Genomic DNA, 12284 nt, shown 5'->3' with positions numbered 1-12284 from the left:
GCGGCATGGTCTTCGAGGGCTCGAGCGCCGCGATCTCCCACACCGGGAAGGTCCGCTCCAACAACCAGGACTCCGGTTTCGCCGGAGCGAACCTGTTCGCCGTCGCCGACGGCATGGGCGGCCACGCCGGCGGCGACGTCGCCTCGAGCATCGCGATCCAGCGCCTCGCTCCGCTGGACACCACCTACGCGACGACGGACGATGCGCAGGCCTCCCTCCAGGCCGCGGCCACCACGGCAGCCGGCGACCTGATCCGCGCCGCCAAGGACCGCCCGGAGCTCGCAGGCCTCGGCACCACCGTCAGCGCGATCATCATGGTCGACGAGTACGCGGTGATCGGCCACATCGGCGACTCGCGCATCTACCTCTTCCGCGACGACGAGCTCACCCAGATCACCGCGGACCACACCTTCGTCCAGCGCCTCGTCGACTCCGGCCGCATCACGCCGGAGGAGGCACGGTACCACCCGCGGCGCTCGGTCCTCATGCGCGTGCTCAGCGACATGGACAACGACCCCGAGCTGGACATGTTCGTCATGCCCACCCTCCCCGGCGACCGGTGGCTCCTCTGCTCCGACGGCCTGTCCGGCGTGGTCGACGAACTCCACATCGCCAAGGTCATGCGCCAGGGGCTCGCGCCCGGTCGCACCGCGGACACGCTGCTCAAGCAGGCACTCGACGGCGGCGCACCGGACAACGTCACGATCGTGCTGGTCGACGTGGGCGGACAGCATCCGCTGTCCTCCGGCACCGCGACCATCGTCGGCTCGGCATCCAACCCGTCCGGCATCCTCGTCCCCGCGGCCCGCGCCGGCCGCAGCAGCTGGCTGCATCCGGTGCGGCAGGCGGCCAACGAGCCGACGCATTTCGAACCGGCCGCCGACTACCTCGAAGAGCTCATCGAAGAGGACAAGCGCCGCGCGAAGCGCCGGCGCATCGGATGGATCAGCGCCGTGCTCGTGGCCCTGCTGGCGCTCGTCGGCGCCGGATTCCTCGCCTACAACTGGACCCAGACGCGCTACTTCATCGGTGCCGACGAGGACAGCGTCGTGATCTTCCAGGGCGTGCAGCAGAACCTCGGCCCCATCACGCTTTCGACGGCCATCGAGGACACCGACATCCTCCTCGCCGACCTGCCGCCGTACCAGCGGGCTTCCGTCGAACGCACGATCAACGCCCGATCCCTGTCGGATGCCGAGGCGATCGTCGAACGCCTCCAGGCCGGAGCGGATGCCGTCAGGGAGGACGAGGGACGCGCGACGCCGACCCCCGCACCGAGTCCGACGCCGACTCCCTCCACCGATGTGGGGGCGCCATGACGACCGACGTCGCCGCGGACACCGCGGTCATCAAGGCCCTCAAGAAGATGCGGCTGCCGCAGACGCAGCGCAACAGGGAGTTCTGGCTGCTGCTGTTCGCGTGCGCGCTCAGCGGCGGGGCTCTCGCGCTCGTTCAGCTCGGCGCGCTCGGAGCGATCGACCCGATGATCCTCTTCATCGGCGGCGCCCTCGCGGTACTGGTGTTCGCGCTGCACATCGTGCTGCGGATCGTCGCCAGCGACGCCGACCCGTTCGTCGTTCCGATCGCCACGCTGCTGACCGGGCTCGGAATCGCGATGATCTACCGCATCGATCTCGCCAAGAACCTCAGCGGCTGGGATGCGTATTCGTCCAAGCAGCTGGCATGGACGGCGATCTCGCTCGCCGGAGCCATCGCCCTCGTCATCGCCCTGCGCAACTATCGGGTGCTGTTCCGCTACACCTACGTCTTCGGCCTCGCCGGAATCGTGCTGCTGCTGCTGCCGTTCGTCCCCGGTCTTCGGGTCACCACGGCGAACGCCGACGTCTGGGTGTCCCTCGGCGGATTCATCTCGTTCCAGCCCGGTGAGCTCGCCAAGCTCTGCCTGGCGATCTTCTTCGCCGGCTACCTCGTGCGCACGCGGGAGAGCCTGACCTCGGTGGGCACCCGCTTCCTCGGGATCACGTGGCCCCGCGCCCGCGAACTCGGTCCGGTCATCGTCGTCTGGCTGATCTCGCTGGGCATCATCGTCTTCCAGCGCGACCTCGGCACCGGTGTGCTGATCTTCGGCATGTTCATCGCGATGCTCTACGTCGCCACCGGCAAGACGAGCTGGGTCGTGATCGGCCTCGCCCTCGTCGCCGTCGGCGTCTTCCTCGCCACGCAGATCCTCAGCTACGTGCGCGGCCGCTTCACGAACTGGCTGTACGCGTTCGACCCGAGCATCGTCGATCCTCAGGGCGCCGGATTCCAGCTGCAGCAGGGCATCTTCGGGCTCGCGCATGGCGGGCTCATCGGCACCGGACTCGGCATGGGCCGCCCCCAGGTGACGCCCCTGGCGCACAGCGACTACATCATCCCCAGCCTCGGCGAGGAGCTCGGGCTGGTGGGCATCTTCGCGATCCTCAGCCTGTACATGGTCTTCATCAGCCGCGGCATCCGGATCGGAATGGCCGGACAGGACGACTTCGGCAAGCTGCTCGCGACCGGCCTCTCGTTCACGATCGCCCTGCAGGTGTTCATCATGGTCGGCGGCGTCACGCGGCTCATTCCGCTCACAGGTCTCACCACTCCGTTCCTCGCCGCCGGCGGATCGTCGCTGATCGCGAACTGGCTCATCGTCGCGCTGCTGCTGCGGGTCTCCGACGGCGTGCGCCGCCAACCGAGGGTGGTGATCGGCTGATGACCAAAGAACTGCGCCGCCTCAGCATCATCATGCTCGCCATGTTCCTGTCGCTGTTCATCGCGACGAGCTGGATCCAGGTCGTCGAGGCCGATGCCCTCGCCCAGAACTCGAACAACAGGCGCACGTTGCTGGACAGCTACGAGATTCAGCGAGGGTCGATCATCGCCTCCGGCGCCCCCATCGCCTACTCGACGCCGACGGACGACACCTACGCCTTCCAGCGCGTCTACACGGATGCCGCGATGTGGGCGCCCGTCACGGGCTACTTCAACCCGGCGCTGCAGTCGGCCACCGGCCTGGAGCGGGCGATGAACGCCGAACTCTCCGGCACCGGCGCCGGTGCGTTCTTCTCCGAGATCGAGCGGATCGTCTCCGGCCAGCCGCAGACCGGATTCAGCGTCGAACTGTCGTTGGATGCCGAGGTTCAGCGCGTCGCCTACGAAGCGCTGAACGGACTGCAGGGCGCGGTCGTCGCGATCGAGCCGTCGACGGGTCGTGTGCTCGCGCTCGCCTCGTCGCCGAGTTACGACACGAACCTGCTCGCGTCCCACGACGTCGCTGCGGCGAACACGACCCACGATGAGCTGGAGAACGCCGTCGACAACCCGCTCTACAATCGGGCGATCGCCGGCCGTCTCAACCCGCCGGGGTCGACGTTCAAGGTCGTCACCGCCTCCGCGGCGTTCTCGACCGGCGAGTGGACGCCCCAGTCGACGCTGCCGAATCCGGCGCGATACACGCTCCCCGGCACCAGCCAGCAGATCTCGAACTCCGGCGGCGGAACGTGCGGGCCCGGCGAAACGGTCACGATCGCCGATGCCCTCCGGCTCAGCTGCAACATCCCGATGGCGCAGCTGGCTGTCGCGATCGGTGACGACGTGATCCGCGAGACCGCCGAGGCCTATGGGTTCGACATGTCATTCGACATCCCCCTCACCTCGACCGCCTCGACGTACCCGCGCGGCCTGAGCGACGACCAGACGGCTCTCACCGGTTTCGGCCAGGGCGATGTCCGCGCGACGCCGCTGCAGATGGCCATGGTGTCGGCAGGACTCGCCAACGACGGCGTCGTGATGAACCCGCGGATGGTGGATGCCGTGATCGGCGACGACCTGTCGGTCCAGACGGCATATGAGGACACCGAGTTCGGCCGCGCGGTCGAAGCGTCCGTCGCGCAGTCCGTGACCGACGCCATGGTCGCGAGTGTCGCTTCCGGTGCCGCGTCTAATGCGAGAATAGACGGGGTCGATGTCGCCGGTAAGACGGGTACGGCGCAGAACGGTGACGCGGACCCGTACACGTTGTGGTTCACAGGTTTCGCCCCCGCGGATGATCCGCAGGTGGCGGTGGCAGTCGTCGTCGAAGACGGCGGTGGTAAGGGTCAGTCCGGATCCGGCAATTCGATTGCCGCTCCGATTGCGAAGAAGGTCATTGAGGCGGTGCTGAACAAATGAGGCCGACGCAGGGTGTGTCGTTCGGTGGACGGTACGAGCTCCAGTCGCGGATCGCGATCGGCGGCATGGGTGAGGTCTGGGAGGCCACCGATCATGTGATCGGTCGTACGGTCGCCATCAAGATCCTCAAGGACGAGTACATGGGGGATCCGGGATTCCTCGAGCGCTTCCGCGCCGAGGCCCGGCACGCCGCACTCGTCAACCATGAGGGCATCGCCAGCGTGTTCGACTACGGCGAGGAGAACGGCAGCGCCTACCTCGTCATGGAGCTCGTTCCCGGTGAGGCGCTCTCGACGGTCCTCGAGCGGGACGGCGCGCTCAGCGCCGACAAGACGCTCGACATCGTCGCCCAGACCTCCGCCGCGCTGCAGGCCGCGCACGCCGCCGGTCTCGTGCACCGCGACATCAAGCCGGGAAACCTGCTGATCACGCCCGACGGTCGCGTCAAGATCACCGACTTCGGCATCGCTCGCATCGCCGACCAGGTGCCGCTGACGGCCACCGGCCAGGTGATGGGAACCGTGCAGTACCTGTCGCCCGAGCAGGCGTCGGGCCACCCGGCATCCCCCGCGACGGACATCTACTCGCTCGGCATCGTCGCGTACGAGTCCCTGGCCGGCAAGCGCCCGTTCACAGGCGAGTCGCAGGTCGCGATCGCCATGGCTCAGATCAACGAGCAGGCGCCCCCGCTTCCTCCGACCGTCCCGATCCCGGTCCAGAACCTCGTCATGGCGATGATCGCCAAGAAGCCGGCCGATCGTCCGAGCTCGGCCGCGACCGTCGCACGTGCCGCGCAGGCGCTGCGGCGAGGCGACCTGAACTCCGCCGCGATCGCCGTTCCGGCCATCGCCACCGGCGGCGTCGCCGACGACGCGACGCGCATGATGGACACTTCGGGCGACGACGCCACCCGGATTCTCACGACCACTGCGGCCCTCGAGACCGAGGATGCCGTCGTGGACGAGAAGAAGAAGAAGCGCAGCCCGTGGACCTGGCCGCTGATCGCGCTCATCGTGATCCTGCTGCTCGCCGTCGGCGGCACCATCTGGGCCCTGCTGTCCGGCGACCCGGAGGAGGAGGCGACGACTCCGCCGCCCACGCAGTCGCAGACGCCGACGCCGTCATCGACGCCGACGCCCACCGAGGACCCGCGGATCAATGTCGGCGAGCTGGGTCTGGCCGGCATGACGTGCGACCAGGCCGTCGAGGCCGCGCAGGCCGCGGACCTCGACGCCAGTTGCGTCACCGGCAACACCCCGGCCACCTCGCCGGAGCAGGTCGGAACCGTCCAGAACGTCGAGCCGACCGGCATGGTCGAGCCGGGAACGGCGCTCACCCTCACGCTGTTCGGCGACGTCGTCGCGGTCACGGCGCCGACCACCGAGCCGACGCTCTCCGGCGATGCGATCGCCGGAGAGAAGGTGACGCTGAACTGGACCAACTACACCTGCCCGTCCGGCGTCCCCGCGCTGAGCGCCTACGAGGTCACCATCACGAACGCGACGTTCGCCGACGGGACGACGACCCGCAGCTTCACACCCGCCGAGCGCAGCGCCGAGATCACCGTCGGAGCCGATACGGCCGGTCAGAACGTGACCGCGACGTACCAGGCGTTCTGCGGTGCCGACCGCCCCTCCGGAGCATCCCCGCAGATGACGGTGGCGATCCAGGCCGCGCCGACGACCGCCCCGGGCAACGAGCAGTCCGAGGGCGACGCCGAGGCCGGCGGCGAGGCAGACGCAGGCGCCGACGCTGAAGGGTAGCCTTGGTAGGCAGTCAGCCGTCGTCAACGCAGGGGGGTCCTACGTGTCCACAGAGCAGCGCGTCCTCGCGGGCCGTTACCGCGTCGACCAGCTCATCGGCCACGGCGGCATGGCGAAGGTCCACCGCGGTTACGATCTGACGCTGGGTCGCGATGTCGCCATCAAGATCCTCGACCCCGAACTCGCTCGCGACACGGCGTTCCGCACGCGATTCCGCCTCGAGGCGCAGGCCGCATCGCGCATGTCGCACCCGTCCATCGTCCGCGTCTTCGACGCCGGCGAGGACGACTCGGCCGCGCAGCCCGTCCCCTACATCGTGATGGAGCTCGTCGAGGGCACCCTGCTCAAGGCGATCATCGCGGACGGCCCCGTTCCGGCTGAGGATGCCGTGCGCTACGTCGACGGCATCCTGGAGGCGCTGGAGTACTCGCACAAGGCCGGCGTCATCCATCGCGACATCAAGCCGGGCAACGTCATGGTGACGCCCAAGGGCAGAGTCAAGGTGATGGACTTCGGCATCGCCCGCGCGGTGTCCGACTCGTCGTCGACCGTCGCCGAGACGACACAGATCATCGGCACGGCCGCGTACTTCTCGCCCGAGCAGGCCAAGGGCGAACCCGTCGACGCGCGCACCGACCTGTACTCGACGGGCGTGGTGCTGTACGAGCTGCTCACCGGTCGTCAGCCGTTCCGCGGCGATTCGCCGGTCGCCGTCGCGTATCAGCACGTCAGCGAGACGCCGATGCCGCCGACCGAGGTCAACGAGCTCTCGCCCGGCGCCCTCGACCCGATCGTGCTGCGCGCCCTCGCGAAGGACCCGTACCAGCGGTATCCGGATGCCGTGAGCTTCCGCTCCGCGCTGGACACCGCGTTCGGCGGAAAGGCGCCGAGCAAGAAGCAGATCGGCGCCCTGACCAGTGAGCTCTACGGGCCGAGCCCGCGGGCCGCGCAGGAGACCGCGCGCACGCTGCGTCAGCTCTCCAGCGACACGACGATGACGCGGACGCAGTCCGGTCCGCCGGTCGCGTGGATCTGGGCCGGGGTCGCCCTGCTCGCCGTACTGCTGGCGTCGGTGCTGTTCTGGGTCGTGACGGTGCAGGGACCGAGCGTCGAGTCCTCGTCGCGAACCGTGCCCGACCTCGTGGACGTCAGCTCAGAGCGCGCGCAGGAGGCGCTGGAGGAGCTCGATCTCGTCTCGAAGCTCGTGGTGGAGCCGAGTTCGGACATCGCAGAGGGCAATGTCACCAGGACCGACCCCGAGGCCGACACCACGGTCGCTCAGGGCGCAGCGATCACCGTCTACGTGTCCAGCGGCGCCGAGATGGTCGCCGTGCCGCGGCTCGTGACGATGTCGCAGGCGGATGCCGAGGCAGCGCTGAAGGACGCCGGCCTCAAGCTGGGCACCATCCGTCAGACCAGCGACAAGGATCAGGTCGCCGGGATCGTGCTCGAAGCCAGCGAGGGGGAGGGTGCCGAAGTGCCGCCGGGCACCACCGTGGATCTCGTCGTCGCGAGCGGACTGGTGGCTCTCGAGGATCTCGAAGGATTCCGACTGGATGCGGCGACGGAACAACTGGAGCGTCTCGGCCTCACGGCTGTTCCCACCCCCGACACCAGCTGTCCTGCAGTCGACCCGCCGACGGTGTCCTCGATGTCGATGGCGCCTGGCGACGTGCCAGTGCACTCCACTGTCGAGCTGCGTTACTGCAGCGGCGAGTAGTCCCCGAGCGGGGTGAGCTCGGCGGCGCGCGCCACGGCATCCGGATCGCCGACCAGCGCGAGCCAGTTGGCGAGCAGGCGGTGGCCACCCGCGGTCAGGACGCTCTCCGGGTGGAACTGCACGCCCAGTATCGGCAGCTCACGATGCGCGATCGCCATCACGGTGCCGTGCTCGGCGCGCGCGGTGACGACCACCTCGTCCGGGAGGTCGGATTCGGCGAGAGCGAGCGAGTGATAGCGCCCGGCGGCGAAGGGCGACGGGATGCCGTCGAACAGCGCAGAGCCGTCGTGCGCGACCTGGGAGACCATGCCGTGCATGAGTTCGGGGGCCTCTGAGACCTCGACGCCGAAAGCGGCCCCGATCGCCTGATGGCCGAGGCAGACGCCGAGCAACGGCAGCGCTCGTTCTTTCGCCCTCTCCACCACGGCCACCGACGCGCCGGCGTCACGCGGTCGACCAGGGCCGGGGGAGAGCAGCACCGCATCGGCGCCGGTGAGCAACCTGTCGATGTCGCGTGCATCCACGGCATCCGCTTCGACGACGGTGGTGACGGCTCCCAGCTCGTGCAGGTAGCCGATGAGCGTGTGCACGAAGCTGTCGTGGTTGTCGACCACGAGAACCCGCACGGTCATTCCAGATCGACCTCACCGGGTGTGATGATCGGCGCGATCCACGGGAACACGTAGAAGAAGAGCCCGTAGAGGACCGCGGCGACGAGCACGAGCAGGAAGAACACCCGCAGCCACCACGGGCCGGGCAGGATGCGCCAGAGAGCTGCGTACATCAGTTGCTCCTCATCGGGACGGTGCGGCGACTTCGGCCACTGCGGCCATGGATTCCGGGGCGCCTTCCGCGCGGGGCTGGAAGCCCTCGAACACGGCGTAGGCGATGATGCGCTCGGCGAGCGAGTACAACGGCGAACAGGCGGTCAGGGTCAGATAGCGTTCGCCCGTCTCGGCACCGGGCACCTGGGGGACGTCCAGCAGCACGTCGACCTGAGAGGGGGTGACGTACTCGAGAGTGCGGAAGCGGTACGTGTACCAGCCCTCCTGTGTCTCGACGACGATCGCGTCGTCGATGCGGAGCTTGTCGATCCGATTGAGCGGTGCCCCCCAAGTGGTGCGGTGCCCGGCGACCGAGAAGTTGCCGACCTGCCCCGGCATCTTGGACTGGTCGTACACTCCGATCCAGCCGTGATCGAGCGTGACGGGTCGTGACGTTCCCCCCGCAATCGCGACGTTGTAGTCATCGCCGAATCGCGGGATGCGCATCTGGGCGAGATACTCGCCCGCCCCGGGGTGCTCGAGCAGCGGCGGCTCGTACCAGGTCTCGCCGTCCTCCGTCTCGACGACGGGCGGCGGCTCAGGCGGTGGTTCGCTCTCCCACTCCGCCGAGACGGCGGCGCCTTCGGAGTTCTGCTGCGCACCGATGATGATGTCGCCGATCCACATCTGCCAGGCGACGAACAGCATGACCAGCACACCGGCGGTGAGGAGCAGTTCGCCGAGCACGCTCGTGAACGTCGCGCGGGGGCGCTGTCGTCGACGGCGCACACGACGAGTCTCGGGCACGGCGGAAGCAGTCACAGGCGCGATCCTATCCGCTTCGCGTGTACGTCGGCCCGGAGGACGTGGGTGTTCTCGGGCCTCATGGGTAGAATGTCCCCATGGCACGAGACCGCAAGAGCGAAGAACCCGTCGTCGAGCGCGCTGAAGGCGAGCAGGCGCCCAACGCGGTGTGGTTCAAGCCCGTCATGATCGGCTTCATGCTGCTCGGGCTCGTGTGGATCCTCGTCTTCTACATCTCCGGGATGCAGTGGCCGATCCCCGGCATCCAGTCCTGGAACCTGGCCATCGGCCTCGGCATCGCGCTGATCGGCTTCCTCATGACCACGCGCTGGCGCTGACGCCTTCCGCTCTCTGCGAAGAACCCCCTCACGGCATCCGTGAGGGGGTTCTTCCGTTGGTATGCGGGGAAAGTTATCCACAGGCTCATCCACAGGGTGGGGAGAATTACACCGGTGTTATTCACACCCTGTGCACGGGTCGGATCAGGCGAGCATCACCGCTGGCGGAACGAATGCCAGCAGCGCGATGAGCGCGAGCCCGAGAGCGACGAGCCAGAGAATCTGCCAGAGGCGCTGATCCCGTCGCCGCGTGCGCGTGATGATGAGAGCGACGAGCAGGCCGACGGCGGCGCCGCCGATGTGCGCCTGCCAGGCGATACCCGGCACCACGAAGCCGATCACGAGGTTCAGCCCGATGATCACGAGAATGCCGGTGATGTTCGCACCCATGTGGCGACCGATGATGATCAGGGCGCCGAAGAGGCCGAAGACGGCACCGGACGCTCCGATCGTCGAGACCGCCGGCTCCAGACACGCGACGGCGACCGAACCTCCGATGGCACCGAGCACGTACAGCGTCAGGAAGCGCCAGCGCCCCAGCATCGGCTCCAGCGTGCGTCCGATGACCCACAGGGCGAGCATGTTGAAGGCGAAATGCCAGATGCTTCCGTGCACGAGCGCGGCGGTCACGACCCGCCACGGCTCGAAGACCCCGCCGTTCAGGTTCGGGTAGAGGTATGGAGCCCAGAACGCGAGCGCGGTCTGCACCTGCCCACCGAACCCCGGGATCATCTGCAGCAGCCCGACGAACGCCGTCACCGCGATGATCGCGTACGTGACGACAGGCTTGCCCGTGGCGGGCGCCAGGATCGAGCGACCACCCTTCCAGCGGCGATCGGCCTTCTTCTGCGCCGGGGTACGGTTCTGCTTCTGCTCCTTCAGGCACTCCGGGCAGATGACGCCGACGGCGGCCTGCGTCTGGCACTCGGGACAGATGGTGCGCAGGCAGCGCTGGCAGAGCACGAAGCTCTGCCGACCCGGATGCCGATAGCAGAAGTTGTCACGATTGCTCGTGAATTCGGTGTTCGTCATCCGGATCGGCGGGTGCGGTCCGTCAGGCCGCGTCGATGTCGATCGACTGCAGCACGACCGGCTCGAGCGGACGGTCGCCAGGGGCGGTCGGAACGGCGGCGATCGCGTCGACGACGGCGCGGGAAGCATCATCGGCGACCTCGCCGAAGATGGTGTGCTTGCCCATCAGCCAGGTGGTCGGGTCGGTCGTGATGAAGAACTGCGAGCCGTTGGTGCCCTCGAGCTGACCGGTGATCGCGTTGCGACGCAGACCCGCGTTCGCCATGGCGAGCATGTAAGGCTCGTTGAAGTTCAGCTCCGGGTTGATCTCGTCGTCGAAGTTGTAGCCGGGGCCGCCGACGCCCTGACCGAGCGGGTCGCCGCCCTGGATCATGAAGTTCGGGATGATGCGGTGGAAGATGACGTCCTTGTAGAGAGGACCCTCGCCCGGCTTGCCGGTTTCGGGGTGCGTCCAGTCCTTCGAACCGTCGGCGAGGCCGACGAAGTTCGCGACCGTCTTCGGGGCGTGGTCGCCGAAGAGGTTGATGACGATGTCACCGTGGTTGGTGTGCATGGTTGCGACGTGAGAAGCGTGAGGCATTCCTCCATTCTCGCAGAGCCATGCGTCGGATGGCCTGGATGCCGCGCGTGATCGCTTAGCGCGATCACCCCGTCCTGGCAAGGGTGGGCACAATCTCTGCCCGCGCCCAGTCATGTCTGGCATGATGGGGAACCCGTACTCCAATGGACAGGAGAGCATCGTGAGCCTCAGCCGAAAGCGGAAGAAGGAACTGCGACGTCTGCAGAAAGACGCGAACAAGCTGTGGGAGACCCAGCAGGTCGTCGTCGGACAGGCCGCGGATGTCGCACGCGAGGCGGGTCGCCAGCTCGGCAAGCTCAACAGCGAGCAGGTCGTCCCTGTCGTTCAGGACGCCTACAAGCGCAGGGTCGCACCGGTCGTCGACCAGGGCGTGCGCTTCGGCAAGCACGTCGTGGATGACAAGGTCATCCCGGTCGTCGGCGGCGTGGTGGGCTCTGCTCTCTCCGCCTGGGACATCGCCAACGCGAAGCGTCACGGCATCACCGTGGTCCCCGCGAAGAAGAGCGGCCCCGGTCTGGGTTCCGTCGTCGCGATCGTCCTCGGTGCCGCGGCCGCTGTCGGCGTCCTGTACGCCGCGTGGCAGGCGCTGCGCGCAGATGACGAGCTCTGGGTCGCGGACGACCCGCTCTCTCCGCCGAACGCGTGACCGACCCGCACACCAGGGTCAAGGATGCGGCGGCCGCCCGTGGTCTCGAGATAGAGATCCGCGAGCGGCCGCAGGCACGCAGTCTCCACGAGGCTGCGGAGATCCTCGGCATCCAGCCCTCCGGGATCGTCAAGACGCTCGTCGTCAAGCGATCCGATGACACGTACCTGTTCGCGCTGGTACCCGGCGGTCGGTCGATCTCGTGGCCGAAGCTGCGCGCCGTCGTCGGCGTGAACAAGCTGCGCCTGCCGGAGCCGGATCTCGCTCTTGCGGCGACGGGCTACGAACGCGGCACGATCGTTCCGATCGGCAGCACCACGGACTGGCCGATCTACGCCGACGCGTCCATCGTCGGCCAGCGCGTCGCCATGGGCGCCGGTGCGCACGGCTACAGCCTCTTCGTCGACGCCGACGATCTGATCGCCGCCTACGGCGCCACCGTCGCCGACATCTCGGAGCCCGAGAAGCCGCGCGACTGA

Annotated in this window: 13 protein-coding genes; 8 read left to right on the top strand and 5 right to left on the bottom strand. The window is 68.0% G+C overall.

The window, feature by feature from the left end; genetic code table 11:
• The first annotated feature begins 5 nt into the window (after positions 1-5).
• Genes ACFCYE_RS02500 through pknB form a run of 5 tightly spaced genes read left to right on the top strand, consistent with a single transcriptional unit; the run spans position 6 to position 7641 of the window.
• Positions 6-1319, top strand: a complete 1314-nt coding sequence (locus ACFCYE_RS02500; protein ID WP_376175973.1) for a PP2C family protein-serine/threonine phosphatase — start codon at positions 6-8, stop codon at positions 1317-1319.
• The gene (locus tag ACFCYE_RS02495; protein ID WP_376175972.1) at positions 1316-2701 is read left to right on the top strand and encodes an FtsW/RodA/SpoVE family cell cycle protein; all 1386 of its coding nucleotides are present in this window, start codon (positions 1316-1318) and stop codon (positions 2699-2701) included. Before ACFCYE_RS02500 ends, ACFCYE_RS02495 begins: the two co-directional genes overlap by 4 nt.
• Positions 2701-4158, top strand: a complete 1458-nt coding sequence (locus tag ACFCYE_RS02490; protein ID WP_376175971.1) for a peptidoglycan D,D-transpeptidase FtsI family protein — start codon at positions 2701-2703, stop codon at positions 4156-4158. Before ACFCYE_RS02495 ends, ACFCYE_RS02490 begins: the two co-directional genes overlap by 1 nt.
• A complete protein-coding gene (locus ACFCYE_RS02485) occupies positions 4155-5921 on the top strand; it encodes a serine/threonine protein kinase (RefSeq protein WP_376175970.1) in 1767 nt (588 codons plus the stop codon). The genes ACFCYE_RS02490 and ACFCYE_RS02485 overlap by 4 nt, the downstream gene beginning before the upstream one ends.
• 43 nt (positions 5922-5964) lie before the next feature.
• Entirely contained in the window at positions 5965-7641 is a 1677-nt protein-coding gene (gene pknB, locus ACFCYE_RS02480) for a Stk1 family PASTA domain-containing Ser/Thr kinase (RefSeq protein WP_376175969.1), read from the top strand.
• On the opposite strand, the gene ACFCYE_RS02475 is transcribed toward pknB, so the two are convergent.
• The 3 genes from ACFCYE_RS02475 to ACFCYE_RS02465 are packed head-to-tail and all read right to left on the bottom strand — an operon-like array spanning position 7623 to position 9227.
• The gene (locus tag ACFCYE_RS02475; protein WP_376175968.1) at positions 7623-8273 is read right to left on the bottom strand and encodes an anthranilate synthase component II; all 651 of its coding nucleotides are present in this window, start codon (positions 8271-8273) and stop codon (positions 7623-7625) included. The genes pknB and ACFCYE_RS02475 overlap by 19 nt on opposite strands.
• Positions 8270-8425 (bottom strand): hypothetical protein, encoded by a 156-nt coding sequence (locus ACFCYE_RS02470; RefSeq protein ID WP_376175967.1) that lies wholly within the window; start codon positions 8423-8425, stop codon positions 8270-8272. The genes ACFCYE_RS02475 and ACFCYE_RS02470 overlap by 4 nt, the downstream gene beginning before the upstream one ends.
• 10 nt (positions 8426-8435) lie before the next feature.
• A complete protein-coding gene (locus ACFCYE_RS02465; protein WP_376175966.1) occupies positions 8436-9227 on the bottom strand; it encodes a class E sortase in 792 nt (263 codons plus the stop codon).
• Between the two features lie 80 nt (positions 9228-9307).
• On the opposite strand from ACFCYE_RS02465, the gene ACFCYE_RS02460 reads away from it, so the two are divergent.
• The gene (locus tag ACFCYE_RS02460) at positions 9308-9547 is read left to right on the top strand and encodes a cell division protein CrgA (RefSeq protein WP_376175965.1); all 240 of its coding nucleotides are present in this window, start codon (positions 9308-9310) and stop codon (positions 9545-9547) included.
• Positions 9548-9691: 144 nt separating this feature from the next.
• Here the strand turns inward: ACFCYE_RS02460 and ACFCYE_RS02455 are convergent, their stop codons facing one another.
• Both ACFCYE_RS02455 and ACFCYE_RS02450 read right to left on the bottom strand, forming a co-directional pair.
• Positions 9692-10579, bottom strand: coding sequence for a rhomboid family intramembrane serine protease (locus tag ACFCYE_RS02455; protein ID WP_376175964.1), 888 nt, complete (start codon positions 10577-10579; stop codon positions 9692-9694).
• 22 nt (positions 10580-10601) lie between these two features.
• Positions 10602-11159: a peptidylprolyl isomerase gene (locus tag ACFCYE_RS02450; protein ID WP_376175963.1), complete on the bottom strand. Its 558-nt coding sequence runs from the start codon at positions 11157-11159 to the stop codon at positions 10602-10604.
• A gap of 160 nt (positions 11160-11319) precedes the next feature.
• On the opposite strand from ACFCYE_RS02450, the gene ACFCYE_RS02445 reads away from it, so the two are divergent.
• Together ACFCYE_RS02445 and ACFCYE_RS02440 are read left to right on the top strand one after the other, a co-directional pair.
• Complete coding sequence (locus tag ACFCYE_RS02445) at positions 11320-11805, top strand: DNA helicase (protein ID WP_376175962.1); 486 nt, start codon at positions 11320-11322, stop codon at positions 11803-11805.
• A complete protein-coding gene (locus ACFCYE_RS02440; RefSeq protein WP_376175961.1) occupies positions 11802-12284 on the top strand; it encodes an aminoacyl-tRNA deacylase in 483 nt (160 codons plus the stop codon). The genes ACFCYE_RS02445 and ACFCYE_RS02440 overlap by 4 nt, the downstream gene beginning before the upstream one ends.

Source organism: Microbacterium sp. NPDC056234, from assembly GCF_042267585.1.
Classification (GTDB): domain Bacteria; phylum Actinomycetota; class Actinomycetes; order Actinomycetales; family Microbacteriaceae; genus Microbacterium.
Note: the sequence above shows the minus strand (reverse complement) of the source record. Positions and strands in the feature narration are given on the sequence as shown.

Coding starts and splice junctions, on each gene's coding strand:
- ACFCYE_RS02450 (WP_376175963.1), bottom strand. CDS start 11,159: ATGCCTCACGCTTCTCACGTCGCAACCATGCACACCAACCACGGTGAC.
- ACFCYE_RS02455 (WP_376175964.1), bottom strand. CDS start 10,579: ATGACGAACACCGAATTCACGAGCAATCGTGACAACTTCTGCTATCGG.
- ACFCYE_RS02490 (WP_376175971.1), top strand. CDS start 2,701: ATGACCAAAGAACTGCGCCGCCTCAGCATCATCATGCTCGCCATGTTC.
- ACFCYE_RS02475 (WP_376175968.1), bottom strand. CDS start 8,273: ATGACCGTGCGGGTTCTCGTGGTCGACAACCACGACAGCTTCGTGCAC.
- ACFCYE_RS02500 (WP_376175973.1), top strand. CDS start 6: ATGGTCTTCGAGGGCTCGAGCGCCGCGATCTCCCACACCGGGAAGGTC.
- ACFCYE_RS02460 (WP_376175965.1), top strand. CDS start 9,308: ATGGCACGAGACCGCAAGAGCGAAGAACCCGTCGTCGAGCGCGCTGAA.
- ACFCYE_RS02495 (WP_376175972.1), top strand. CDS start 1,316: ATGACGACCGACGTCGCCGCGGACACCGCGGTCATCAAGGCCCTCAAG.
- ACFCYE_RS02485 (WP_376175970.1), top strand. CDS start 4,155: ATGAGGCCGACGCAGGGTGTGTCGTTCGGTGGACGGTACGAGCTCCAG.
- ACFCYE_RS02470 (WP_376175967.1), bottom strand. CDS start 8,425: ATGTACGCAGCTCTCTGGCGCATCCTGCCCGGCCCGTGGTGGCTGCGG.